At 34.1% G+C, this 23,885-nt stretch carries 25 protein-coding genes, 2 tRNA genes and 6 pseudogenes; 16 read left to right on the top strand and 17 right to left on the bottom strand.

What is annotated here, in order from left to right:
- Nucleotides 1-71: 71 nt before the first annotated feature.
- From Bra60_RS03260 to rpe, 10 genes are all read right to left on the bottom strand, one after another.
- Entirely contained in the window at nucleotides 72-1,325 is a 1,254-nt protein-coding gene (locus tag Bra60_RS03260) for a multidrug effflux MFS transporter (protein WP_078698067.1), read from the bottom strand.
- Between the two features lie 67 nt (nucleotides 1,326-1,392).
- Nucleotides 1,393-1,725 carry a Grx4 family monothiol glutaredoxin gene (grxD, locus tag Bra60_RS03255; RefSeq protein WP_078688595.1) on the bottom strand — a complete coding sequence of 111 codons (333 nt, stop codon included), beginning with the start codon at nucleotides 1,723-1,725 and terminating at the stop codon, nucleotides 1,393-1,395.
- A gap of 99 nt (nucleotides 1,726-1,824) precedes the next feature.
- Entirely contained in the window at nucleotides 1,825-2,058 is a 234-nt protein-coding gene (locus Bra60_RS03250) for a BolA/IbaG family iron-sulfur metabolism protein (protein WP_035005741.1), read from the bottom strand.
- A 63-nt stretch (nucleotides 2,059-2,121) separates the two neighbouring features.
- The gene (gene purL / locus Bra60_RS03245; RefSeq protein WP_078688594.1) at nucleotides 2,122-4,335 is read right to left on the bottom strand and encodes a phosphoribosylformylglycinamidine synthase subunit PurL; all 2,214 of its coding nucleotides are present in this window, start codon (nucleotides 4,333-4,335) and stop codon (nucleotides 2,122-2,124) included.
- A 246-nt stretch (nucleotides 4,336-4,581) separates the two neighbouring features.
- The gene (gene purQ, locus Bra60_RS03240; RefSeq protein ID WP_078688593.1) at nucleotides 4,582-5,250 is read right to left on the bottom strand and encodes a phosphoribosylformylglycinamidine synthase subunit PurQ; all 669 of its coding nucleotides are present in this window, start codon (nucleotides 5,248-5,250) and stop codon (nucleotides 4,582-4,584) included.
- A gap of 11 nt (nucleotides 5,251-5,261) precedes the next feature.
- On the bottom strand, nucleotides 5,262-5,501 hold the full coding sequence (gene purS, locus Bra60_RS03235) for a phosphoribosylformylglycinamidine synthase subunit PurS (protein WP_078688592.1): 240 nt from the start codon (nucleotides 5,499-5,501) through the stop codon (nucleotides 5,262-5,264).
- Nucleotides 5,502-5,581: 80 nt separating this feature from the next.
- The gene (gene purC, locus Bra60_RS03230; RefSeq protein ID WP_078673772.1) at nucleotides 5,582-6,346 is read right to left on the bottom strand and encodes a phosphoribosylaminoimidazolesuccinocarboxamide synthase; all 765 of its coding nucleotides are present in this window, start codon (nucleotides 6,344-6,346) and stop codon (nucleotides 5,582-5,584) included.
- 143 nt (nucleotides 6,347-6,489) lie between these two features.
- Complete coding sequence (locus Bra60_RS03225) at nucleotides 6,490-7,038, bottom strand: RBBP9/YdeN family alpha/beta hydrolase (RefSeq protein WP_035005748.1); 549 nt, start codon at nucleotides 7,036-7,038, stop codon at nucleotides 6,490-6,492.
- An 8-nt stretch (nucleotides 7,039-7,046) separates the two neighbouring features.
- Complete coding sequence (gene purB, locus Bra60_RS03220) at nucleotides 7,047-8,348, bottom strand: adenylosuccinate lyase (protein ID WP_078688591.1); 1,302 nt, start codon at nucleotides 8,346-8,348, stop codon at nucleotides 7,047-7,049.
- A gap of 9 nt (nucleotides 8,349-8,357) precedes the next feature.
- Nucleotides 8,358-9,032, bottom strand: a complete 675-nt coding sequence (rpe, locus tag Bra60_RS03215; protein WP_035005751.1) for a ribulose-phosphate 3-epimerase — start codon at nucleotides 9,030-9,032, stop codon at nucleotides 8,358-8,360.
- Nucleotides 9,033-9,189: 157 nt separating this feature from the next.
- Here rpe and Bra60_RS03210 point away from each other — a divergent pair, with 157 nt between their 5' ends.
- Nucleotides 9,190-9,729, top strand: a complete 540-nt coding sequence (locus Bra60_RS03210) for a flavin reductase (protein WP_078688590.1) — start codon at nucleotides 9,190-9,192, stop codon at nucleotides 9,727-9,729.
- A gap of 783 nt (nucleotides 9,730-10,512) precedes the next feature.
- Here Bra60_RS03210 and Bra60_RS03205 read toward each other — a convergent pair.
- Nucleotides 10,513-10,839 (bottom strand): flagellar biosynthetic protein FliO, encoded by a 327-nt coding sequence (locus Bra60_RS03205; protein WP_078688589.1) that lies wholly within the window; start codon nucleotides 10,837-10,839, stop codon nucleotides 10,513-10,515.
- A 166-nt stretch (nucleotides 10,840-11,005) separates the two neighbouring features.
- Here Bra60_RS03205 and Bra60_RS03200 point away from each other — a divergent pair.
- Nucleotides 11,006-13,557: pseudogene (locus Bra60_RS03200) on the top strand (ATP-binding protein).
- A gap of 237 nt (nucleotides 13,558-13,794) precedes the next feature.
- Here the strand turns inward: Bra60_RS03200 and purN are convergent.
- Nucleotides 13,795-14,406: a phosphoribosylglycinamide formyltransferase gene (purN, locus tag Bra60_RS03195; protein WP_078688587.1), complete on the bottom strand. Its 612-nt coding sequence runs from the start codon at nucleotides 14,404-14,406 to the stop codon at nucleotides 13,795-13,797.
- Nucleotides 14,403-15,488 (bottom strand): phosphoribosylformylglycinamidine cyclo-ligase, encoded by a 1,086-nt coding sequence (purM, locus tag Bra60_RS03190; protein ID WP_078698066.1) that lies wholly within the window; start codon nucleotides 15,486-15,488, stop codon nucleotides 14,403-14,405. Before purM ends, purN begins: the two co-directional genes overlap by 4 nt.
- 217 nt (nucleotides 15,489-15,705) lie before the next feature.
- Between purM and Bra60_RS03185 the strand changes: the two genes are divergently transcribed.
- From Bra60_RS03185 to Bra60_RS03140, 11 genes and pseudogenes are all read left to right on the top strand, one after another.
- Nucleotides 15,706-16,863 carry an AI-2E family transporter gene (locus Bra60_RS03185; protein WP_194284806.1) on the top strand — a complete coding sequence of 386 codons (1,158 nt, stop codon included), beginning with the start codon at nucleotides 15,706-15,708 and terminating at the stop codon, nucleotides 16,861-16,863.
- Nucleotides 16,860-17,549 carry a DnaA regulatory inactivator HdaA gene (gene hdaA / locus Bra60_RS03180; protein WP_078698065.1) on the top strand — a complete coding sequence of 230 codons (690 nt, stop codon included), beginning with the start codon at nucleotides 16,860-16,862 and terminating at the stop codon, nucleotides 17,547-17,549. Before Bra60_RS03185 ends, hdaA begins: the two co-directional genes overlap by 4 nt.
- Before the next feature lie 558 nt (nucleotides 17,550-18,107).
- Nucleotides 18,108-18,184, top strand: a tRNA-Pro gene (locus Bra60_RS03175).
- Nucleotides 18,185-18,277: 93 nt separating this feature from the next.
- A complete protein-coding gene (locus tag Bra60_RS03170; protein ID WP_035005762.1) occupies nucleotides 18,278-18,583 on the top strand; it encodes an ETC complex I subunit in 306 nt (101 codons plus the stop codon).
- A 34-nt stretch (nucleotides 18,584-18,617) separates the two neighbouring features.
- A tRNA-Arg gene (locus Bra60_RS03165) sits at nucleotides 18,618-18,694 on the top strand.
- A 203-nt stretch (nucleotides 18,695-18,897) separates the two neighbouring features.
- A complete protein-coding gene (locus tag Bra60_RS03160) occupies nucleotides 18,898-19,179 on the top strand; it encodes a type II toxin-antitoxin system RelE/ParE family toxin (protein ID WP_078688583.1) in 282 nt (93 codons plus the stop codon).
- Between the two features lie 15 nt (nucleotides 19,180-19,194).
- Nucleotides 19,195-19,475: pseudogene (locus Bra60_RS07350) on the top strand (HigA family addiction module antitoxin); the annotation flags it as partial.
- Nucleotides 19,449-19,844, top strand: coding sequence for a hypothetical protein (locus tag Bra60_RS03155; RefSeq protein ID WP_442856041.1), 396 nt, complete (start codon nucleotides 19,449-19,451; stop codon nucleotides 19,842-19,844). The pseudogene Bra60_RS07350 and the gene Bra60_RS03155, both read left to right, overlap by 27 nt.
- A 102-nt stretch (nucleotides 19,845-19,946) precedes the next feature.
- A complete protein-coding gene (locus tag Bra60_RS03150; protein WP_035005764.1) occupies nucleotides 19,947-20,204 on the top strand; it encodes an AbrB/MazE/SpoVT family DNA-binding domain-containing protein in 258 nt (85 codons plus the stop codon).
- Nucleotides 20,204-20,536, top strand: coding sequence for a type II toxin-antitoxin system PemK/MazF family toxin (locus Bra60_RS03145; protein WP_078688582.1), 333 nt, complete (start codon nucleotides 20,204-20,206; stop codon nucleotides 20,534-20,536). The genes Bra60_RS03150 and Bra60_RS03145 overlap by 1 nt, the downstream gene beginning before the upstream one ends.
- Before the next feature lie 97 nt (nucleotides 20,537-20,633).
- Nucleotides 20,634-20,870: pseudogene (locus tag Bra60_RS03140) on the top strand (type II toxin-antitoxin system RelE family toxin); the annotation flags it as partial.
- A gap of 102 nt (nucleotides 20,871-20,972) precedes the next feature.
- Here the strand turns inward: Bra60_RS03140 and Bra60_RS03135 are convergent.
- The 3 genes and pseudogenes from Bra60_RS03135 to Bra60_RS03125 all read right to left on the bottom strand — a co-directional run bounded on the left by Bra60_RS03135 (nucleotide 20,973) and on the right by Bra60_RS03125 (nucleotide 22,030).
- Nucleotides 20,973-21,281, bottom strand: a complete 309-nt coding sequence (locus Bra60_RS03135) for a HigA family addiction module antitoxin (protein WP_078688581.1) — start codon at nucleotides 21,279-21,281, stop codon at nucleotides 20,973-20,975.
- Between the two features lie 10 nt (nucleotides 21,282-21,291).
- Nucleotides 21,292-21,420: pseudogene (locus Bra60_RS07545) on the bottom strand (type II toxin-antitoxin system RelE/ParE family toxin); the annotation flags it as partial.
- 109 nt (nucleotides 21,421-21,529) lie between these two features.
- A complete protein-coding gene (locus Bra60_RS03125; RefSeq protein WP_078688580.1) occupies nucleotides 21,530-22,030 on the bottom strand; it encodes a hypothetical protein in 501 nt (166 codons plus the stop codon).
- On the opposite strand from Bra60_RS03125, the pseudogene Bra60_RS03120 reads away from it, so the two are divergent.
- From Bra60_RS03120 to Bra60_RS03110, 3 genes and pseudogenes are all read left to right on the top strand, one after another.
- Nucleotides 22,017-22,306, top strand: a pseudogene (locus Bra60_RS03120) (hypothetical protein). The gene Bra60_RS03125 and the pseudogene Bra60_RS03120 sit on opposite strands and share 14 nt — an antisense overlap.
- Nucleotides 22,287-22,713, top strand: a pseudogene (locus Bra60_RS03115) (phage terminase large subunit); the annotation flags it as partial. The pseudogenes Bra60_RS03120 and Bra60_RS03115, both read left to right, overlap by 20 nt.
- Before the next feature lie 203 nt (nucleotides 22,714-22,916).
- Nucleotides 22,917-23,282 carry a response regulator gene (locus Bra60_RS03110; protein WP_035005772.1) on the top strand — a complete coding sequence of 122 codons (366 nt, stop codon included), beginning with the start codon at nucleotides 22,917-22,919 and terminating at the stop codon, nucleotides 23,280-23,282.
- 116 nt (nucleotides 23,283-23,398) lie between these two features.
- Here the strand turns inward: Bra60_RS03110 and rpsI are convergent, their stop codons facing one another.
- Nucleotides 23,399-23,884, bottom strand: a complete 486-nt coding sequence (gene rpsI / locus Bra60_RS03105; protein ID WP_035005774.1) for a 30S ribosomal protein S9 — start codon at nucleotides 23,882-23,884, stop codon at nucleotides 23,399-23,401.
- Nucleotide 23,885 lies beyond the last annotated feature (1 nt).

The raw sequence follows: 23,885 nt of genomic DNA, 5'->3' as shown, positions 1-23,885 counted from the left end.
ATTGCTTGCTTATAAAAGTGTCGTAAAAAATATTAAAGATTTTATTATAGCAAAAAACTTTATTTTATTAACTAGATTGATTCAGAATTATGTTGCGTAAAAAAACGCCCATGTTCAGCCCACAAGACAAGAAGAATAGCTGTGAGACTGAGAAAGAAAAATCCTGCTGAATTAGGAATTGTTGTTTCATCAAAGCATTGTGCTATGAAAAAGCCAAGGCCTGTACCAATGGATGTTTGAAGAAAACCAGATACAGAAGACGCAGTTCCAGCGATTTTTCCTAGAGGTTCAAGGGCAAGTGTATTGAAATTAGTCATAATACCACCACATGTAAACATTAACATACAGTATAATATCATAAAGAATGGAAAAGATATAACGCCGTCTTTTAAAACTGACCAAAAAAACCAAATACATGAAATACTAGCAAACAGTAGAAGCATTGTATGAGAAATCCGTCGCATTCCAAAGTGCCCAACGAGACGAGAATTGAGGAAAGATGATACAGCTTGAAATGCAGCGCCAAGAGCAAAGGCAGCAGGAAACCACATGCCTAAATTATAGATTCCTTCATAAACTTGTTGCGATGTATTAATAGCAGTAAAAATGCAACCTAAAATAATAGAAGTTGCGAGTGTATAGCAAAGTGTTGAGCGGTTAGTAATGATAAGCCGTAAGTTATTTTTGACGGAAGAAAAAGAAAGAGATCGTGGTGTATAAAGGGTTTCAGGCAAGCGTATTTGAATCCAAATCATCAATCCAAAACCAACAATTGCCATGAATATAAAAATTAATTGCCATTGTCCAAATAACAAAATAATTTGCCCTATTGCCGGCCCAATCATTGTTGCAAGAAGAAAAATCATCATGACTATGGACATGACTTCTGCCATTTTTCGACCATCGTAGAGGTCGCGTATAATGGATATTGTGAGCACACGCATGGCTGCTCCTCCAACACCTTGCAAGATACGTAGAATAAGTAATATGTGAAAACTGGATACAAATATACATCCAATTGCTGCAAACGAGTAACAAGCAAGGCCTATAAGGGTGAGTTTATGCCGTCCATAACGATCACTTATTGGGCCAAAAAATATTTGCGTAGCACCATAGCTAATAAGATAACAAGAAATGATATAATGCTGGTCATTTTCATGAGTAGCATGCAAGCTGTTTAAAATATCAGGCATAGCGGGCAGCATGATATCAATTGCTATCGAGTTGATTGCCATAAGTGCTGCAATGAGGATAACGAATTCTCTATATCCAATTTTTTTTTTAATTGTATCTATGTGCTTTTGTTCGTCGGCAGAATATGACATATGTATCCTTAAAATAAAAAATTGCGACTGAACAATACTTAAAAGAATCCGAATAAATTAGAGATATTTACGATTTGGTAAAAGTTATGCTTCTCTCTTTCAAAAGTTCTTTTAACTCATTGTTTTGAAACATTTCTTTGACAATATCACAGCCACCAATGAATTCACCTTTAATATAGAGTTGTGGAATTGTTGGCCAATTTGAATAATCTTTTATTCCTTGACGTAATTCATTAGAAGTTAAAATATTAACTCCTTTATAATTTACCCCTAAATAGTTAAGAATTTGAACAACTTGTCCAGAAAATCCACATTGAGGAGAACTAGGGGTCCCTTTCATGAATAAAACAACTTCGTTTGTTTTAATTTCATTATCAATAAAATTATGAACAGTAGTCATTATCATTCCTCAAGATTGTGGATTTAGAAAAACACACATTTATACCCATGTCATTTTTTAATCGTATTCACAGAATGAATGCAAGAGAAAATTTTGAGATTATTTAGGAACACTTGTTTGCAGACTTAAAGCGTGAAGAACGTTTCCCATATTTCCTTTAAGAGCATCATAGACCATTTTATGCTGTTGAACACGGCTTTTTCCTCGAAAATTTTCTGAAATAACTTCAGCTGCATAATGTTCGCCATCTCCAGCAAGATCACGAATTGTTATTTTTGCATTAGGAATGCTTTCACGAATAAGGGCTTCAATTTCATCTGCACTCATTGCCATGGACATTCTCCTCGATTTGTCTATTTTTTATGAGAATTAATCTATAATTAGTAGAAATGAATATTATTTACCTTTGTCCATAAATTTTGGAAACCAATTTTCATAAGCCTGTGTAAGTTCAGTTATTGAAAGTGTGAATACATCTTTTATATCAAGTGTATCACCTTCAACTGTACCAAGCTCTATTAAGGGAATTGTATTTGTTTGTGCAAGCATTTTAAGATTATCTAGTGCATCAGGCTTGACTGCTAAAAGGTAACGTCCTTGATCTTCACCAAAAAGTTCAGCATGATGTGGTGTTTGATTACTTAATTCTACTTTGATTCCTTTATCTGCTTTAATTACCATTTCCGCAAGAGCGGTGGCTAAGCCTCCATCAGAGATATCATGAGCGGCATGAACAAAACCACTATGGATAACATTACGAACAAATTCACCATGTTTTTTTTCAAGATGTAAATCGACACAAGGTGGAGCTCCTGCCTCAATATTTAAAATATTATGCATATAGACTGATTGACCTAGATGTGATCCGCAAGAACCAACTAAAACAATAATATCTTCATTCTGCATACCATTGATCGTAGCCATTTTTGACCAATCATCAAGGAGCCCAACACCAGCTATTGTTGGTGTAGGAAGAATTGCCTTTCCATTAGTTTCATTATAAAGAGAGACATTTCCTGAAACGATTGGAAAATCAAGTATTTTGCAGGCTTCACCTATACCTTTGAGTGCTAAAACAAGCTGTCCCATAATTTCAGGTTTTTCAGGATTACCAAAATTGAGATTATCTGTAGCTGCAAGTGGTATTGCACCTGCGGTACTTATATTGCGCCAGCATTCTGCAACGGCTTGCTTTCCTCCTTCATAGGGATCAGCTTCGCAATAGCGTGGTGTTACATCAGTAGAAAAAGCAAGAGCACGTTTATCATTATTGCTTACACGAATAACACCCGCGTCACCTCCTGGTCTAACAAGACTGTTCCCTTGGATCAGGGTATCATATTGTTCATAAACCCAGCGTCGTGAGCTTTGATTCGCAGAATTCAAAAGTGTAAGAAGTACGTTACCAAGATTATCAACTTTTTCAACTTCTTCTACTTTTAGAGTAGGCTTTTTTAAGGGTTCTATCCAAGGACGATCATAGATAGGTGCTTCATTACCCAGTTCTTTGATTGGGAGGTTTGCTACTTCTTTTTCTTGATGTAGTACACGGAAACGTAAATCATCAGTAGTCTTTCCGATAACAGAGAAATGAAGCCCCCATTTGTGAAAAATTTCTGCAGCTTGTTCTTCTAATTCTGGCTTAAGTACCATAAGCATACGCTCTTGGCTTTCAGAAAGCATCATTTCATAGGCCGTCATATTATCTTCACGAACTGGTACTTGATCAAGATTAAGTTCTATACCTAGATCTCCTTTTGCTCCCATTTCCACTGCAGAAGAAGTCAGTCCTGCCGCTCCCATATCTTGAATAGCAATAACAGCTCCTAATGCCATTAATTCTAAACAAGCTTCAAGAAGGCATTTTTCAGTAAAAGGATCACCTACTTGAACAGTTGGGCGTTTTTCATCAATTGTATTATCAAATTCGGCGGAAGCCATTGTTGCTCCCCCAACACCATCACGACCCGTTTTAGCACCAAGATAAACAACGGGAAGTCCTATACCTTGCGCTTTGGAATAAAAAATAGAATCTATTTTTGCAATACCAGCTGCAAAGGCGTTAACAAGGATATTACCATTGTATCGTTTATCAAAATTAACTTCTCCACCAACAGTGGGTACACCAAAAGCATTACTGTAACCACCAATTCCAGAAACAACACCAGAAACAAGATGACGTGTTCGAGGATGGTCAGGAGAGCCAAATCGTAATGCATTCATAGTCGCAATAGGGCGAGCACCCATCGTAAAAACATCACGCAGAATGCCCCCAACACCTGTTGCAGCACCTTGATAAGGTTCAATATAAGAAGGGTGGTTATGACTTTCCATTTTAAAAACAACGCATTCGCCATTACCAATGTCAATGACTCCTGCATTTTCTCCAGGACCTTGAATGACACATTTCCCTTTTGTTGGTAAGGTTTTGAGCCATTTTTTCGATGACTTATAAGAACAATGCTCATTCCACATAGCAGAAAAAATTCCAAGCTCTGTAAATGTTGGTTCTCTACCAATTAACTCCAAAATACGTTGATACTCATCAGTTTTTAAGCCATGGTTTGCAATTAATTCTGGTGTAATGGCAATATCATTGCAAAGAGTCATTAGTTTTCATTCCGTTAAATTAATCAAAATTAATATTTATTACTGTCTTTAATCCAGTAATCTGGATTATTAATTTTTTTGTTTTTAGATCAACAACAATGTGTATATAGAATAATATATTTTATTATGATGAGTGAGGAAACATAACTGATAAAATTTACTTTATATATTTTTGTATTACTAGCTATTCTGTATAGAAAGTTAATGCGAAAATATTTGAGAATTCCAAAAAATATTTTTTTGTGATCATGATACTAATTCTAAAACACCTTGAAAAAGTAAGCGCCCATCAGTGCCACCATGTGCTGCTTCAATAAAGTTTTCAGGATGAGGCATCATACCAAGCACATTACCAACTTTATTGATAATGCCAGCTATATCATTTATTGAACCATTAGGGTTTTCACCTTTTGCATAGCGGAAAACAATCTGTTTGTTATCTTCCATTTGTTTCAATATATCATTATCAACAAAGTAATTACCATCATGATGAGCAACAGGGCAGCGAATAATTTGCCCTTTTTTATAAAGTCGAGAAAATTTCGTTTCAGCATTGGTTACTTCAAGTTTTACTTCACGGCAAACAAATTTCAATGAAGTGTTACGCATCAGAGCACCTGGCAATAATCCTGCTTCTAACAAAATTTGAAAACCGTTACATATTCCTATAATTGCTACACCCTGTTGTGCTTTTTCGCAAACAGCTCGTAATACTGGTGTTCTTGCTCCAATAGCACCACATCTTAAATAATCACCATAGGAAAAACCACCAGGAATAACAATCATATCCACATTGGGAATTGTTGTTTCTGTTTGCCAAATTTTTAATGGCTGAACACCTGTTATGTCATACAATGCTGCAATCATATCTTGATCACGATTTAATCCGGGTAATTGAATGATAGCAGTTTTCATGGCTAATTCACTTAAAGAAGTTCTATTGTATAATTTTCAATAATAGTATTCGCAAGCAATTGTTCACACATTTGTTCAAGTGTTTGTTTTGCAGATTCAATAGGCATATCATTAAGGATAATGTCAAAAACTTTCCCTTGGCGGATAGATTGAATATTTGTAAAGGCTAAGCTATTTAAGGCATTAACTATTGCTTCCCCTTGTGGATCGAGGACGCTATTTTTTAAAGTAACTGTGACACGTGCCTTCATTTTTTTCCTATTATTTAAATAACTCTTTTTTGAAGAATAGTATTTTTGTTAAGTAAGTTGAGATTGCACTATTTTTCTTTTTATTTGACTAAAACTGGACCACTAGGTCGCGGAGGTTCATTTTCATTCATGATACCAAGACGTCTTGCAACATCTTGATAGGCATCAATAAGTCCACCCATATCACGTCGAAAACGATCTTTATCAAGTTTTTCTTTTGTTTGAATATCCCATAAGCGAGAAGAATCAGGTGAAATTTCATCTGCGAGAACAACACGCATTGTTTCGCCTGTCCATAAACGACCAAATTCCACTTTAAAATCAACTAACTGGATACCGACGCCTGCAAACAAACCAGAGAGAAAATCATTAATACGAAATGAAAGCTGCATAATATCTTCTACTTCTTGTGGGGCAGCCCACCCAAAAGCAACGATATGTTCTTCTGTTACCATTGGATCATCAAGAGCATCATTTTTATAGTAAAACTCAATGATAGATTGTGGAAGAGCTGTTCCTTCTTCTAATCCTAAACGCTTAGAAAGGGAACCTGCGACGATATTACGTACAACAACCTCTAATGGGATAATCTCAACCGCTTTAATAAGTTGTTCGCGCATATTAATGCGTTTAATAAAATGTGTTGGAATTCCTAAACGACTAAGCTGAGTGAAAATATATTCTGAAATACGGTTATTTAAGACTCCTTTGCCATCGATGATTTCATGCTTTTTTGCATTAAACGCAGTTGCATCATCTTTAAAAAATTGAATATAAGTTCCTGGTTCAGGCCCTTCGTATAGGATTTTGGCCTTTCCTTCGTAAATGCGGTGGCGACGATTCATCATATTTCTCTATTCGTTTAGAGGTGTTAAATGTTGCTATAAAGGAAAACATTATCCTAATTAGTAAGAATTCTCAATGATTGCTATGATATTTACTACAGTTTTTATCATTTAAAGTATGTAAAAGAGAGTTTATAATTGACTTAGAGTTTTGCAAAGAAGTGAGAAAGAATTATTAATCCTTCTGGCCAAGGTCCATGTCCAGAATCTGCATTAATATGACCAGACTGTCCAGCATCAACGAAAAGTGCTCCCCAATCATGAGCAAGTTTTTTTGCTACTGAAAATTGGCAAAATTCATCGTTATGGCTAGCTATAACCACTGAAGGAAAAGGTAAATTTTTACGATGATATGGACCAAATGTCATTAAATGTTTGGGACGTATCTTTTCATTTTCTACATCTGGTGGAGCAACAAAGAAAGCACCACGAATTTTTTCTGGATTATGTGCAATTGCGTGAATAGCTGTTGGAACTCCTAATGAATGAGCAATAATAGCAATAGGTTTATTAGCCTGTCCAATAGCAATTTCAACAGCATTAACCCATTCTTCGCGGATAGGTTTTGACCATTGGATTTGTTGTACGCGGCGAGCCGTAGATAATTTTTGTTCCCAGCGTGTTTGCCAATGGTCAGGGCCAGATCCTTTATAACCGGGGATAATAAGAATATCGAGTTGATTTGCTTTCATGAGCTTTTTTATCCAAAAACTTGTTTAAAAATTGTATCAACATGTTTAGTGTGATAAGAAAGATCAAATTTTTCACAAAGTTCTGCTTCACTTAAAATCTTTGAGATATCTTGATCTTTTAGTAATTCTTCTAAAAAATCTTTCCCTTGTTCCCAGACTTTCATTGCATTACGTTGTACAATTTGGTACGCATTTTCACGACTAGTACCAGCTTGTGTAAGTGCTAAAAGTACACGCTGTGAATAAATAAGGCCACAAAATTTATTGAGATTTTTTTTCATATTTTCTGGATAAATAATTAAGTTTTCAATTACAGATGTTAATCGGGCAAGAGCAAAATCGAGTGTAATAGTAGCATCAGGGCCAATATAACGCTCAACAGATGAATGAGAAATATCACGTTCGTGCCAAAGTGCTACATTTTCCATCGCAGGAACTACAAATGCGCGCACCATACGAGCTAATCCAGTTAAATTTTCTGTTAAAACTGGATTACGTTTGTGAGGCATTGCCGATGATCCTTTCTGACCAGAGGAAAAATATTCTTCTACTTCAAGAACTTCTGTTCGTTGCAAATGGCGTATTTCTATGGCTAATCTTTCAATAGATGAAGCGATAATACCAAGTGTTGCAAAAAACATGGCGTGACGATCACGTGGTATAACCTGAGTAGAAATAGTCTCACTATGCATACCTAATGCTTTTGCTACATATTTTTCAACACGTGGATCAATATTAGCGAAAGTTCCAACTGCTCCAGAGATAGCACAGGTAGAAATTTCTTCTCGCGCGGCGAGCAAACGTTTATGACAACGAGAAAATTCAGCGTATGCGAAAGCAAATTTGACTCCAAATGTTGTAGGTTCAGCATGAATACCATGACTACGTCCAATAGTAATTGTATCTTTATGTTCAAAAGCACGTTTTTTCAATGCAGTAAGAAGATGCTCTATATCTTGTAGAAGAATATCAGTAGCACGCATCAATTGGACATTGAGTGTTGTATCTAATATATCTGATGACGTCATGCCCTGATGAATAAAACGAGCCTCTGGTCCAATAAACTCAGCCAAATGAGTTAAGAATGCTATAACATCATGCTTAGTAATTGCTTCAATTTCATTAATACGATTCACATCAAATTTGGCAATTGCACCTTTTTCCCAGATAGTTTTAGCCGCTTCTTTAGGAATAATACCAAGCTGGGCCATTGCATCACAAGCATGTGCTTCAATTTCAAACCAAATACGATATTTTGTTTCTGGTGACCAGATTGCCACCATTTCAGGACGAGAATAACGTGTGATCATGATTTTTCCTTATTGTGAGAGGATTGCAGCTTGGCGCAGTGCATTAATACGTGTTTTGTAAAGCTCTTTGTTACCATTTTTATAAATTGCAGAGCCTGCTACAAATACATTTGCACCTGCTTTTGCAGTTTTTCCAATTGTATCAATGGTAATACCACCATCAACTTCAAGGTCGATAGGACGATTAGCAATCATATTTTTTACTCGTTTTATTTTATCTTCCATGTCTGGAATAAAATTTTGCCCACCAAATCCAGGGTTAACTGTCATAATAAGGATGAGATCTAATTGATCTAGCAAATATTCAAGTACATGTTCTGATGTGCTTGGATTTATTGCAATGCCCGCTTTTTTACCCATTGCTTTGATCATTTGTAATGAACGATGAAGATGAGTACTTGATTCTGCATGAATGGTTATAATATCTGAACCCGCTTTTGCAAAAGATTCAAGATAAGGATCTACAGGTTTTATCATAAGGTGAACGTCAAAGACTGCTTTTGTTTGTGGACGTAAAGCTTTAACAACGTCTGGCCCAAAGGTGATATTAGGAACAAAATGACCATCCATGATATCAAGGTGAATCCAATCTGCGCCAGCATCAAGAACATCTGATAGTTCTTGACCGAGTTTAGAAAAATCAGAAGCTAAGAGTGAAGGGGCGATAAGATGGGAACGGGACATTAAGATCTCCTTAGTTGATCTTTTTTAGCATGTAATTTTATATGATAAAATATACATTTTTATTGTTCGTATATGATATTAAGAGAGTGATAGTGTATAATAAAAGAAAATATTGAAATATATTCTGAAATTTTAACAGCTATATAAGTAAAAAATCATGTCTAAGCATAGAATACATTTAACATCGAAATCTCAATCAATAGTTCCTGTTTCATCTCAAGAATATCGGGATACAATGAGTCATTTTGCAGGAGCTGTGCATATTGTAACAACAGATGGTATTAAGGGTAAGCGTGGGGTGACAATTTCATCTTGTTGTTCCTTATCAGACAATCCTCCAACACTTCTTGTCTGTTTAATGCGTTATAAGACTGAAAATAAGCTGTTTATGGAAAACGGAAATTTTTGTGTCAATAGTCTAACAGGAAAACATCGTTTATTAGCCGATGTTTTTTCTGGACGCCATCGTTTCACACAAAATGAACGTTTTGCTGCAGCTGAATGGGGTATCTTGCAGACCGGTGCTCCTAGTTTATTAAATGCTTTGGCTTCGTTTGACTGTAATTTGATTTGTTGTCATGAACATCCAACACACTATATTTTAATTGGTGAAGTTGTTGCAATAAACCGGAATCAAGAAAAAGATGCTTTAATGTATTTTAATCGTGACTATCAGACCTTATCTTTGCCTTTGTAAGTGTGTTTTTTCAAATATTAGTAATTTACTTACTAGTGTATTTAATTTTCTGATTAGCTTATTCTAGGGCAAAAAATCTTTGCTAAATCATACTGATATTTAAAATATAGGCATATTTTGTCCTGCAAGATGATCAATCAGTTAAATTAGGTTGATTAACACTTTTTTGCACTTTTTCTAAAGCTTTACGTGTTTTCCTTTATATATACATTTTTTCAAAAAATTTAATTTGATGTAAAAATATGCTTTTTACTGCTCATTTATGAAAAAATCGCTTTTGCTAGCACAATATTTATTATCATTCATTCCGTAAGACTTCTATATATAAAGCTTAAACATATATTTTGAATATAATTTAAGTGATATAATTGAATTACATTTTTTTGATTGGTGAAAATCTATTGCAAAAATAGATATAGTTTTGCAACGTATTGATGATGGTATTTATAGATTTTGTGGAAGAAATAAAGATCCTAAAGTATAAAGCATTTTTGAAGTTAGACGAATTGAAGTGTGGTGTTAGCAACACAAGAATGCTACGAAAAACGAAAATAAATCTATCGTGAGGATTTAAAAAACAGCTGTTTGGGAGAGAATAAATCGATTAAAATTACCATTTAAATTTTAATATAACGATAAAGAGGAAGACAATACTAACTATAAAGAAGTATCAAAATTTATGGAAGAGGATTTTCTTTCTAAAATTTATAGGCATAGAATAAATATTGATGTCTGCTGTATCCATATTAACTAGCTATCTTGTGGTGATTTGTATGAGATATTTTATGCTGTATATTTTTTAACAACATCTGATTCTACACTTGTAATATTTGATTCTATAATAGTAGCCGTTGGTCCACCGATGAGAACCAAATGTTCTGTATTGTCTCGGCGTATTAAAACAAGACGATGTATACGATCAATAGCAACTGTACCGCATATAGCTAATCGTGGCTGAGACTTGCTGGTAGTTCTAAATTGTATTTTATTTAAGTTAGTTAAAAGCTTAATAACTATAGTGATTGCTACAATTATTATTATGAGATACAAAAAGTTGATCATCACTTGTGTTATCGGCACGTTTATATAATCTGATAACCAACCTTTCATATTATCCCTCCTAAATATTAATAATAGATCTGTTATTTTTATTTATAATATTACAAAAATTTAGACTTTAAAAATTACAGTGTGGAACGTAGTATTTTTATATCAATAATTTATAGAGACCGTAAAGGCAATTTGTGACATAAAAATAGTCATAATTGAGGAAAAAATGGATAAAAATTTTGAAAGTATTAATAAATTATTGTCTACTTTCGTACGCTGGGAATTTACAATTGGAGTTACTATTTTTACAATAATTTTTTTATTCATTATTGGATTAATAGGTTTTTTTATCCGCAAAGCTATGTCTATAAGACTGCTTTGATATTTCTTTTTGTTTTAGCAATAATAGGTATTATAGCACTTTTTTTATTAGGAGTGAACATTTTCAAATGTAGTGTTATGCAATTACATAAAGATTTAGATTTTAACATTTTTAATGAGATAGATGATGTAATTATAGTCTCTGATTTATCTGGTTTTGTTTATTACTCCAATCAAAGTTATCAAAAAATTTTTACTTATAAGCCTGAAGTTTCTTGTTATGTCGTTATTTCTGATCTTCCAAATACTGGTGCACTCTTATACCGCTTAAAAGTAGCAATATTAGCTGGTTCTGCAGCCCAAGAGGTCTTGAGAACAGATCGATCGATTTTTATTAATTCACAACAGAAAGATGTTATTTGGTATAATATTTCTATTCATCCTACGGTTCATAGGGGAAAAAAGCTTTTATTTTGGCGTATTACAGATGTTTCTCATTTGCAGCAATATCATCAGTATAATGAAACCTTTTTCTTAAATTCACAGGAAGTTATTGGTCATTTAGATGAATCTCCTATTGGATTTTTATCTGTGAATGCACAAGGAATAGTTATCTATTTGAATACTGTTTTTGCTAAATGGTTTTTAATCGATTTAACGAATTTTACTGTTGGTCAATATAGTTTTGATCAATTATTTCATTCTGTTAGAAATAATAGCACATGGAGTGATATTCGTCGAAACAATAATAAATACCAAAATTTAAATGGCACGATACCCTATACATTCTCTTTATATTCTATTTCTGAAACTGGTAATAAAAGAATATTGAATTGTTTTATGTATGCTTCTTCTCTTGTAGAGGATGAGGCTATTTATCGGATTATTATGATACCACAGCAGATAGAAGAGAATGAAAGTAATAACCAATCAAAATTGCCAAGTATATTAACCAAATATTTTAATGTAAGCCCTTTTGCAATAGCAGTTGTTACTCAAAAAGGACAATTTATATACGTCAATAATGCTTTTCTGTTACTTACGGGGAAATCTAGTAAAGTCGTTAGCCTTTATGATATTATATCTCCCTGTGATCATGTCCAGTTAGAGCGTGTATTTCAGCAGATTACAGCAAATAGAAACAATTCAATTCCAATAGAAACGGTATTAGAAGGTGATCAAAAACGCTATTTGCATCTTTATACTATGCCTGTAACATTAGAATATGATAATGCATTACAAGATTTGGTCATTGTATCTGGAACAGAAATAACAGAACAAAAAATATTTGAAGATAAAATGATACAAAGCCAAAAAATGCAAGCTGTCGGACAGTTAGCTGGTGGTATTGCTCATGATTTTAATAATGTTTTAACAGCAATTTTAATGTCATGTGATTTTCTTTTAAATACACATCGCAGTTCTGATCCTGCATACGCTGATCTTATCAACATCAAAAACAATGCTAACCGTGCAGCTGCACTTGTACAACAATTATTAGCTTTTTCCAGAAAGCAAACGCTTCGACCTCAAAAAGTTGATTTTACAGAGCTTTTATCAGATATACGTAATCTTATTTTACCTCTTTTAGGGAATAATATTCAATTAAAAATCATTCATGGAAAAGATCTATGGGATGTCAAAGTTGATCAAGCATCTTTTCAACGCGTTATTATGAATTTAGTTATCAATGCACGCGATGCCATGCTTGATGGAGGAATAGTAACAATTACGACAAATAATATTACAAAACAGCAAAGTGCAGAATTTGATTATGCTGGTTTTGTTGTTGATGAATATGTGCAGTTGACTATTTCAGATACAGGAACTGGTATACCTGCTGTTATACAAGAAAAAATGTTTGAACCATTTTTTACGACAAAAGAAGTTGGTAAAGGCACAGGGCTTGGTTTATCAATGGTTTACGGTATTATCAAACAGACAGGGGGATATATTTACTGTGATAGCCAAGAAGGAGAAGGCACAACATTTCATATTTTTCTACCACGTTATATTTCTGATATGGGTAGAGAGATTTCTCAACAGATTGAAAAAGTAGAAGAACAGGAAAAAAATGCAGATTTGACAGGTTCTGCCACTGTTTTATTAGTTGAAGATGAATATTCTGTCAGAATGAGTAGTGTAAGAGCTCTTCAAATGAGAGGATATACAGTTTTAGAAGCTGCAAGCGGAGTGGAAGCGCTTGCTATACTTGAAAAAAATAAAGGTGCTGTTGATATTATTGTTTCTGATGTAGTTATGCCAGAGATGGATGGACCTACTTTACTCATAGAAGCACGTAAAAATTATCCTGATATAAAAATCATTTTTGTTTCTGGATATACAAAAGATGCTTTTACTAAAAATCTTCCAGAAGATACTGTTTTTGGGTTTTTATCTAAACCATTCACACTTAAACAGTTAGCGCTAGCAGTTAAAGAAACATTGGCACAATAGAATATACATTTTTAGCTTTTAAAGCCATAAGACTTCAACATTTCTAATGTGTTAGAGCTTAAATAACAAAGATATTTCAGTAACTATATTATTAATTTTTTTATTTCAAGCTATACATTTAAATCAAATAAAACAAAAAATATTGAAATTGAGTACATGCTGCATGTGTTCCTATTTCAGATATTCTTTTAGCAGTTTTATATTTTTATCTTAAGATTCTTGATAGAAAATTTTAGTTTAAAAAGAAAAAAGCTGTTGTTGGTAATCTGTTGTTTTATTATTTCCTTGAATAAATGCTTTTAAGGCTTCTGGATAGAGTTTATGTTCAGCTTTCAAAACTCTCTCTGCTAAACTTTCTATAGTATCATTAGGGTGTATTGGAACTGCGGCTTGAGCCAGAATTTTTCCTGCATCCATTTCTTCTGTAACTAGATGAACAGTACAACCAGTAATTTTCGCTCCTGCTGCTAAAGCTTTTTCATGGGTATTTAAGCCTTTAAATAAAGGAAGAAGAGAGGGATGGATGTTAAGTATTCGCTCTTTATAAAGTTTGATAAAATATGATGAGACAAGCTGCATATAACCAGCAAAACAGATCAGGTCTGGTTGATATTGAGATAAAATAGTGAGGATGGCTTCTTCATGTGTTTTTTTCGTTGAATAATTTTTGCGATCAACGACGTGAATAGGTATATTATTATCATGTGCCTTTTTAATGCCAGCAGCTTGAGGATTATCACAAATAACTGCAACGATTTTAGCAGGATATTCTGTTTGTTGGCTAGCCTTAATAAGCGAAACCATATTAGATCCATTACCGGAAATAAAAACAATTATTTGTTTTTTCATAAATTAAGTTTACCTTTATAAGTAACTTTTTTATTTTGATATTTTGTTAAAATACCAAGTGGAGTAACGGTTTCCCCTTGAGCTTCAAGTGCTTTCGTAACAGTTGTAGCTGAATTTTGTGCTACAATAACAATCATGCCAATACCACAATTAAAAGTCCGAAGCATTTCTGTTTCTTCTATTTTACCTTGTTGGGCAATCCATAAGAATACTGGTGTAATAGGAATTGCAGAGAGGTTAATTTCAGCGCAAAGAGAAGATGGTAGAACACGCGGAATATTTTCAGGAAACCCACCTCCTGTAATATGTGCGAGAGCTTTAATTCCTTTGTTATTCCGTATAACTGGCAGAAGAGATTTTACATAAATACGAGTTGGTGTTAGAAGTGCTTCACCAAGAGTTATTTTAGGATTAAAAGGGGCAGGGGAATTCCATTTTAGATTATTTTGTTTAATAATTTGTCTTATGAGAGAGAAGCCATTTGAATGTACTCCAGATGAGCTAAGACCTAAGATGATATCTCCTTCTGCAAGGTCTTTTGAAGGTAACAATGAATTTCGCTCAGTCGCTCCTACGGCAAAACCTGCTAGGTCATAATCTCCTTTTGCATACATACCAGGCATTTCTGCAGTTTCTCCTCCGATAAGAGCAGCTCCTGCTTGTTGACATCCTGCTGCGATACCAGAAACAATTTCTATTCCTTGTTTTGCATCCAGTTTTCCAGTCGCAAAATAATCTAGGAAAAATAGAGGCTCTGCACCTTGTACAATTAAATCATTAACGCACATGGCCACGAGATCAATGCCAACAGTATTATGAATACCTGTTTCAATAGCAATTTTTAGTTTTGTGCCTACACCATCATTAGACGCTACGAGAATGGGATCTATAAAACCTGCTGCTTTTAAATCAAATAGACCACCAAAGCCACCAATCTTTGTATCTGCGCCTATTCGTTTTGTTGAGTGCACATAAGGCTTAATTTTTTCTACCATTGTATTGGCTATGTTAATATCAACGCCACTATCTGCATAGGTAAGACTCTTATTAGTTTTTTTATTGACTAGTTGTTGATTGCTCATTCGAGTTTTCCTTATAGGAAATCAGATTTTGATATTTATACAATGCCATGATAAAGTTATCTCTGCAAGAGTTATTGGATTTATTATTTAAAATACAATTATTGTTTACTTGACTCAAGCAAAAGAAATTCCATAATCTTTTAAGAGAATTTCAATGATATTTATTAAATGGATATCAATTAGTTAAAAGAACTCTTCACTGCCAATGAATAAGAAAATGAATAAAAAAAACAAGTCTCATGACTATTATACGGCTTATATACCTGCTTATGCCCAAGTACCATTACCAAATAGTATGAAAAAGCAAATTTTTTTCTGGCTAGGTACATTGATTTTTTTCATTATTTTTATGTTTATTTTTGGATCAATTTTATTTCCTTTTATAGCAGGGATTGTATTAGCTTATTTTCTTAATCCAATTGTACAACTATTTGAAAAAATTGGAATTCATCGTGTTTTTGGCACTATACTAATTACTTTGTTTATTATTATTATTTTTGTAGTTTCTTTAATAATTTTGATTCCTATTATTAGTGGACAAATACAACAATTTATAAGCAATGGTTTACCGATTTATGTCAATCGTATTCAAACTTTTTTTGTTGAGCATAATTTTAGTTGGGTAAGGCATTATTTTGATAGTGATCCGAATGAGTTACATACTAATATTAAAGTGCTTTTAGGACAAAGCTCCGACTTTATTACATCTCTATTGAACTCGCTTTTGAAGTCAGGAAAATCTATTGTTAATATTATTAGTCTATTTGTAGTAACGCCAGTAGTAACATTTTATATTTTATTAGATTGGCCACATATGGTTGAGGTCGTTGATTCTTGGATACCACGCAGTCATCTTACAACTGTCCGCAGTCTTTTTCATGAAATGGATAGAGCTGTTGCAGGCTTTGTACGGGGACAAGGAACTGTTTGTTTAATTCTAGCAGGATATTATGCTATTGGCTTAACTATTACAGGACTGAATTTTGCTCTTTTAATTGGTATGTTTGTTGGTCTCATAAGTTTTATTCCTTACATTGGTACAATGATTGGTTTTATATTATCTATTGGTGTTGCATGGGTTCAATTTTATCCAGATAATTGGGGCTGGGTTATTATTATAATGATAGTTTTTTTTATTGGGCAATTTATTGAAGGTTATATTTTGCAACCGAAGCTTGTTGGTTCATCAGTTGGCCTTCATCCAGTTTGGTTGATGTTTGCACTTTTTGCTTTTGGTTCATTATTTGGCTTTACAGGTATGCTTGTTGCTGTTCCTGCAGCTGCTATTATTGGCGTTCTTGTTCGTTTTGTTCTTCATATTTATCTGAATTCTCAGATGTATGCTCAAAATGAGAATTTGGAGTCAATAGAATGAATAAGTATGAAACGCAGTTACCATTGGATTTTTCTCATAAATCAGTTTTTCAATTTGATGATTTGGTAATGACAGATAGCAATCGCATGGCTTTTCAATTGATTAATCATTGGCCAAATTGGGTGCCTCCTATTGCGGTCTTAATCGGGGATAAAGGATCTGGTAAGACGCATTTTTCTAGTGTATGGGCTCAAAAAGCTAATGCCTTAAATGTTTGTCATAATGAAATTGATCAGGTTATCGCCATGGCTTCTTCAGGTAGATCATTTTTAATTGAGGATGTTGATTCAGGTGAAATCAGTGAAACTGGTCTTTTTCATTTGATTAATAGCATTAAACAAGCAAATCTCGGAATAAATCAAGCTACTTTATTGATGACTGCACGTACATTACCATCTACATGGAATTTGCAATTGGATGATTTGAAAAGTCGCCTTAACTCAGTGATGCTCGTTGTATTAAAGCAACCTGATGATGCATTATTAACGGCTATTGCTTTTAAGCTATTTTCTGATCGGCAAATTACAGTTCATCCGAGTGTTATTCACTATCTTATAAACCATTGTGAGCGTTCTTTATTCTCATTAAAGCGTGTTATTGATTCTGTTGATCGATTAGCTTTACAAAGAAAAAGTAAAGTAACACGCTCTATTATTAGCGAAGTTATTAATATGCAAATTCAGTAAATAATTTTTGATATATTCTAATGCTTTTTTAGCTTAATATTCTCTATGGGAAAGAAAAATGCCCCTTCATTTTTTTAGCTATAATGTTTGTTTTTCAAGCAATAATTTCATTTGTAGTTTTTAGTGTGGTCATATTTCCTAATTTTTTAGCAAATAATAAAAATTTAGAGGCTTAATATTAGTAGGCTATTTTTATTTTATTCTATAAACAACATACTTATTTAAATAAGTCATTAAAATAAAAAATAACTCATCTAAAATAAGCAGTTTTTCAATTTTTTTATGTATATTATCTTTTGCAATCATTATAACAGTCGGTTATTGCTATAATGAATTATTATTCAGTTTGTTGAAAATCTATGTTAAGAATATTTTTATTCTGTCTGCTATGGGTTTTATTTTTATAGAGTGTTTTTTGATTTCTATAGTTTATTATTTAATAAAAAAGTGTTTAAAAGAATTATTATATGTTAAGGAATAGAAAAATTAAAAAAAGTGTGTTTTGCTCTTGCACTTCTGCTATGAAAATTTTAGGGAAAGTAAATTAAATATAAATGACGGAGCGTAGCGCAGTCTGGTAGCGCACCTGATTTGGGATCAGGGGGTCGTAGGTTCGAATCCTATCGCTCCGACCATTCTTATTCGATTAAGGATAATATTACAAATTGGATGGTATGCAGTAAAGTTATTATTTAGCTATTGCTTTATCTAAGGGAAAAAGAAGATCTATGGTTGCACGTATTTATAGTCCTGCAAAAACACCAATGCAATCAGGCAAAGCAAATACTGGTTTTTGGATTCTTCAATATGAGCCAGTACAGGCAAAAATGATTGAACCTCTTATGGGTTATACAGCGACCTCTGATATAAATAGTCAGATAAAAATTCGGTTTCAAACAAAAGAAGAAGCAATAAATTTTGCTATAAAAAATGCTATTCCTTATCGTGTAGAAAATTTGCATAAAGCTTTACGACGCGCTATTTCTTATTCTGATAATTTTCATAGTAGTCGACAACAGCCTTGGACACATTAACGAGGATGTTACTTAATTAAGATGTTTCTTGTTTGGTCCCGTAGCTCAGTTGGATAGAGCAACGGCCTTCTAAGCCGCAGGTCACAGGTTCGAATCCTGTCGGGATCGCCAAATATCAATAAAATCAATAAGTTATATAAAGGTAAGGGAATTTTATAGTTATTGATTTTATTATGTTTTTTCTGTTCTATTCCGAACCTTTTTATAGCTTATTCTCAATCATTTTATCCAAATATGAAACTAAATTTGGTTGTATAAAACTTAACCCTTATTTTTATTAATCGTATAGTGATGCTATACAATAAGGGGCTGCAATAGCAATTGTGAGTTTCAAACATAAGGGCTTAAAATTATTTTATACAACAGGGTCTACAAAAGCTATTAGAGCAGATCACGTAAAAAAGTTATGCGTTATCTTAACGGCTTTAACAAGTGCTACTACGTCCGAAATCTTGAAAGCACCTGCCTTTAAAATGCTTTCTCTTAAAGGTGAACTTACAGGATATTATTCTCTATGGGTGAATGGAAATTGGCGTGTTACTTTTCGCTTTATAGGAACAGATGTGGAGCTTGTTGATTATCAGGACTATCATTGATGAAAGGAACAAAAAGTGATGCATAATCCTGCACATCCGGGTGAAGTTCTAAAAGTGGCTTTCTTGGAAGAAATGGGGCTATCAATACAAAAATTAGCTGACCATCTCCATATGACAAGAGCTTCTCTCTCAAGAGTGATTAATGGTCACGCTTCTATGCGTACAGAGCTTGCAATTAAATTAGAATTAGCTGTTTTAGTAAAGCTAAATTTTGGTTGGATATGCAAAAAAATTATAATTTATGGCAAACTAAGCGTTTTGGTTTGACCATAGAACAGGAAAAAAATCCGCTTTCGAGTACTTACATAGGGTGGCTTTGTTTGAAAGGTGAGCTCACTCAAGAGCAATATGATGCAGCACAAAAATATCTACAGATAAGAAACAATTACCTTTGTGCAAAAGGTTTTCTTTGTGCTATTTATGATGAAATGCCTTCCTCTTCTGATGAGAAGGAAAGAGATAAATGGGTTCAGTTGACAACAGAACAATTTTCAAGTATGCAAAAGATAGTAAGAGAAGTACAATGCCGCTATAAACAATATAACCTGCATTCCGCATTACAATATCTTGTCGCAGAAGATCAAACATTACCGTATCTTGTGTCTTCATTGCGATTTGCTCTGAATGCTCTCCAGAAATATTTTGTCAGAAAAACTAAATGTTAAATGTTTTACTGGTATTTTTATAAAAGCATTAAAAGCTCTTGAGTTCTTGAAATAGTTTTCAGAATGTTATATATTTATATAATATTTGAGAGAGAGTGTTTTATGCATACAACAAAATTACGTAAAGTTGGAGGATCAGTGATGCTTTCCATACCGCCAGCATTACTTGATGTTCTTCATCTTACAGAAAATACGCAAGTTGGTTTGGCTGTTGATAATGGACAATTGATTGTGAAACCACAGACATTCCCTAGTTATACTCTTGATGAATTATTAGCCCAATGTAATTCCTCAGATGATTTTGCAGATGAAGATATGGAGTGGTTTGGTGCTCAACCTGTTGGTAAAGAGCTGTTGTGATGAAGCGGGGAGAAATTTGGTTTGTATCTCTTGACCCATCTTCAGGCTATGAGCAAAAAGGAACGCGTCCTGTACTAATTGTATCACTGGAGGCATTTAATCGTGTAACGAAAACACCCATTGTCTTGCCTATTACAAGCGGAGGAAATTTTGCTAGAACAGCAGGTTTTGCTGTATCATTAATGGGAGCGGGATTGCATACAACGGGCGTAATACGTTGTGATCAACCACGTGCTCTTGATATTGGAGCGCGTCAAGGGAAGAAACTGGAAACAGTTCCACCTATGATTATGAATGAAGTCCTTGCTAAGCTAGCGACATTTCTGACGTAGTTGGTTTAAATCTTTATCTTGTTGTGCCGTAAAACACCGTTCTTTGAGACGGGGGAAAAAGTCATGTAAAAGATTCATTTGATATGAAAAAAAAGCTCTCAGTTTTTTAAAAAAATGCGATAAAAAAGAAGCACATCGGATTGTTGATTTTTTAGATCAGCATGTCGCTTCTCTTGAAGATGTGCGTGCAATAGGTAAGCCGTTAAGAGGCCAATTATCAGGTTTATGGAGGTATCGTGTAGGAGATTACAGGATACTCTGTGATCTTTATGATAAAGAGCTTGTCGTGTTAGTCTTGGCTGTTGGACATAGAAAAAATATATATAAAGGTTAAGGAAAATCTTTCAGAAAATATTTTGATTGTTAGAGCATTGTCCAAATAAATTTGATCAACGCTATAACTGCTTAAATTTGATAAATACACTTAAGATTATTTTTAAATGCTACAGAATGTTAGAATTTCACTGACATCTGTTTCACGTTCAGCGTGCCAAGCATCATAAGCTGCTTGCATACGTAACCAAACAGCAGCTCCATCACCAAACATTTTTCCTAGACGCGCCGAAACAGAAGGCGAAATAGATTTTTTTGCCTTCAAGATATCATAAAGATGCTGACGCGATATACCAAGCATTTGTGCAATTTCCAATTTTGTTTTGCCGGTTTTTGGAATAATTTCTGCTAATAAATCACCTGGATGAGAGGGGCAGCGGTTTTTATGGCGTTTTGCTGGAAAATCATTCATAATTTTGTCCTCAATGATATTGTTCAAGATCAACACGATAGGCATTATATGCCTCAAATTCGAATGTAATACACCATGGTCCATTAACATGGATAGTGTAACGGATAGGATGAAATCCAATCAAAGCATGAAAATTAAATCAAAGTAGAAAATTTGCCAACAGCTATTATGAATGAGGTATTGGCGAAGGTCGTGACGATCTTTAGTTAACCAATTATATGTAGGAGCCAGTTTTCAGATCAGATATCTTATAGAAGATCAAGCAGTTCAAGTTTATTACGGATTGCTCTTCTGATCTTTGAAGCTGTGAATCTTATGTGAAAAAAGCTAAATAATGTATACATGAATATTTCAAAAAATACGATGTAGATTACAGTCTTTTTATCTGTGTAGTTGCCGTAGAATTGAAACCAGAAAAGCATTATCTGTATTAAAAGTGAAAGAGGTAGCACCTGTATTCTACGTTGGATTGGTGCTATACAGACTGTAAGAGGAAGAGCAGGCATTAAAATGATTAGCGCTAGCAAATAAGGAGAAAAAGAGTCAGGAAGACATACAAAAACGACTAATATGAGACATATAATAATGAAAGTGCCTGCTGTTGCACGGAAGAAAACAATTCTATTGTGTTTGGCAAATTGATTTTTTTTCTTAATTGTTATGCGTTTTCTAAGTTTTTCTCGTTTCTCGATTAATTCTTTCCATTTGCTTTTATCTTTTGTAAAGGCATAGCTAATTTTTTCTACCATTGGTACAGGGAGTGGCCGTGTTAAAGGCGTTCCGAATAAATGACGCGTATTTTGAAAGAAGCAGTGCTTAAAGCCGCTGAGAATGCCGGGAATAAAATAGGGAATGATGGTTTGGTTTCGTATTTAGAAAAGCAAGCTGTCAACTGTCCAGCGGCTTATTTGGCATTGCTTGGTAAAGTTTTACCGTTACAGGTTACGGGTGAGAATGGTGGAGCAATTCAGATGATAGGGCGCGTAGAAATAGCGCCTTTGGTTCATGACAGTAAGACAGATTAGGATTGTCCCGAAGCTTATACCGATTTTTTCAGGAGATGCTTTTGTAAGAGCGGCATGGGGCGGATGAGGATCAGGGAAGACCAGGTCCTTTGCTTTGATGGCCGCTTTAAAGGGGTATCAATTTGGTATGGCCGGTATATCAGGAACGCTTCTTTGTGCACGACAGTTTCAGAATTCGCTTGCAGAGAGTTCATTAGAAGAGATTAAACGGGCGATAGAAGCGTATGATTTTTTACAGGACTATTATAAGGTCGGAGAGGCATCGATTAAGTCGCGTGATGGTCGTATTAGTTTTTCAGTTTTCTGGATTAGACCGGAATATAGCGAGTATCAAATCAATGGGTCGGATTTTGCTTTGTTGGGTTGATGAAGCCGAACCGGTGACTGAGATGGCTTGGCAAATGCTGACAATAATGTAATTGTAGAAACATTATAGATTTTTAGTGTTTAGAAAAGTATCATAAGTAATACACTAGATAATGAAAAAATGCTTCTATCATGATTTACTTAGATTTCTCAAAGTTTACAGTTTTTCATCATCTTTGCTTAGTGATAATATATTTTAGTATATAATAGCCTTTTATGTGGAAAGGGTAGGAGAGTTATACGAATGTTAAAAAAAGTCATGATCGTAGAAGATAACGAACTTAATATGAAATTATTTCGTGATCTTATAGAGGCATGTGGTTATGAAACCGTTGAAACGCGTAATGGCCTTATTGCGCTAGATCTAGCTCGTTCCTCGAAACCTTCGCTTATTCTCATGGATATTCAATTGCCTGAAGTATCAGGGATTGATATTATTAAGCAATTGAAAGAAGATGAAGAACTCAAATCTATCCCCGTTATTGCTGTAACCGCTTTTGCTATGAAAGGAGATGAAGAACGAATTCGCGCAAGTGGGTGTGAAGAATACATGTCAAAACCCATTTCTGTTCCTCACTTTATTACAATGGTAAAGTCCTTTTTAAACTAAGAGCCTCATTTTAGATAATAACAATAAAAAATACTGTTTGATAAATAATTTTAGTTATTTGTTTTGAATAAAAAAATCCTGACTGAAAACAAGAACTCAATCTACCATTATAAAAATTAACGTTTTGAAAATTGGAAAGAGCGTCGCGCTTTTGCTTTACCATATTTCTTACGTTCAACAACACGGCTATCACGCGTAAGAAATCCTCCTTTTTTTAAAATAGCGCGGAGTGCAGGCTCGTAATAAGTTAGCGCTTTTGAAAGTCCATGCCGTACTGCACCTGCTTGACCCGAAAGGCCTCCTCCAGCGACAGTTGCAACAACATCAAATTGAGTATCCCTTTTGGTTGCCACAATCGGTTGACGAAGAATCATTCTAAGAACAGGACGAGCAAAATATTTGTCGAATTCTTTATTGTTAATAGTAATTTTCCCAGATCCTGGTTTGATCCATACACGAGCAATAGCATCTTTACGTTTGCCTGTTGCATAAGCACGTCCTTGTGAGTCAAGTTTTTGTACGTGAATGGGAGCAACATTTTCATTAGATTCTACAATACCTGTTGCGGTACTAAGTTGAGAAAGGGAATTAAGTTCAGCCATA

This window comes from Bartonella sp. Raccoon60, assembly GCF_002022585.1.
Taxonomy (GTDB): Bacteria; Pseudomonadota; Alphaproteobacteria; order Rhizobiales; family Rhizobiaceae; genus Bartonella; species Bartonella rochalimae.
Note: the sequence above shows the minus strand (reverse complement) of the source record. Positions and strands in the feature narration are given on the sequence as shown.

Coding starts and splice junctions, on each gene's coding strand:
- Bra60_RS03260 (WP_078698067.1), bottom strand. CDS start 1,325: ATGTCATATTCTGCCGACGAACAAAAGCACATAGATACAATTAAAAAA.
- grxD (WP_078688595.1), bottom strand. CDS start 1,725: ATGACTACTGTTCATAATTTTATTGATAATGAAATTAAAACAAACGAA.
- Bra60_RS03250 (WP_035005741.1), bottom strand. CDS start 2,058: ATGGCAATGAGTGCAGATGAAATTGAAGCCCTTATTCGTGAAAGCATT.
- purL (WP_078688594.1), bottom strand. CDS start 4,335: ATGACTCTTTGCAATGATATTGCCATTACACCAGAATTAATTGCAAAC.
- purQ (WP_078688593.1), bottom strand. CDS start 5,250: ATGAAAACTGCTATCATTCAATTACCCGGATTAAATCGTGATCAAGAT.
- purS (WP_078688592.1), bottom strand. CDS start 5,501: ATGAAGGCACGTGTCACAGTTACTTTAAAAAATAGCGTCCTCGATCCA.
- purC (WP_078673772.1), bottom strand. CDS start 6,346: ATGAATCGTCGCCACCGCATTTACGAAGGAAAGGCCAAAATCCTATAC.
- Bra60_RS03225 (WP_035005748.1), bottom strand. CDS start 7,038: ATGAAAGCAAATCAACTCGATATTCTTATTATCCCCGGTTATAAAGGA.
- purB (WP_078688591.1), bottom strand. CDS start 8,348: ATGATCACACGTTATTCTCGTCCTGAAATGGTGGCAATCTGGTCACCA.
- rpe (WP_035005751.1), bottom strand. CDS start 9,032: ATGTCCCGTTCCCATCTTATCGCCCCTTCACTCTTAGCTTCTGATTTT.
- Bra60_RS03210 (WP_078688590.1), top strand. CDS start 9,190: ATGTCTAAGCATAGAATACATTTAACATCGAAATCTCAATCAATAGTT.
- Bra60_RS03205 (WP_078688589.1), bottom strand. CDS start 10,839: ATGAAAGGTTGGTTATCAGATTATATAAACGTGCCGATAACACAAGTG.
- purN (WP_078688587.1), bottom strand. CDS start 14,406: ATGAAAAAACAAATAATTGTTTTTATTTCCGGTAATGGATCTAATATG.
- purM (WP_078698066.1), bottom strand. CDS start 15,488: ATGAGCAATCAACAACTAGTCAATAAAAAAACTAATAAGAGTCTTACC.
- Bra60_RS03185 (WP_194284806.1), top strand. CDS start 15,706: ATGAATAAAAAAAACAAGTCTCATGACTATTATACGGCTTATATACCT.
- hdaA (WP_078698065.1), top strand. CDS start 16,860: ATGAATAAGTATGAAACGCAGTTACCATTGGATTTTTCTCATAAATCA.
- Bra60_RS03170 (WP_035005762.1), top strand. CDS start 18,278: ATGGTTGCACGTATTTATAGTCCTGCAAAAACACCAATGCAATCAGGC.
- Bra60_RS03150 (WP_035005764.1), top strand. CDS start 19,947: ATGCATACAACAAAATTACGTAAAGTTGGAGGATCAGTGATGCTTTCC.
- Bra60_RS03145 (WP_078688582.1), top strand. CDS start 20,204: ATGAAGCGGGGAGAAATTTGGTTTGTATCTCTTGACCCATCTTCAGGC.
- Bra60_RS03135 (WP_078688581.1), bottom strand. CDS start 21,281: ATGAATGATTTTCCAGCAAAACGCCATAAAAACCGCTGCCCCTCTCAT.
- Bra60_RS03125 (WP_078688580.1), bottom strand. CDS start 22,030: ATGGTAGAAAAAATTAGCTATGCCTTTACAAAAGATAAAAGCAAATGG.
- Bra60_RS03110 (WP_035005772.1), top strand. CDS start 22,917: ATGTTAAAAAAAGTCATGATCGTAGAAGATAACGAACTTAATATGAAA.
- rpsI (WP_035005774.1), bottom strand. CDS start 23,884: ATGGCTGAACTTAATTCCCTTTCTCAACTTAGTACCGCAACAGGTATT.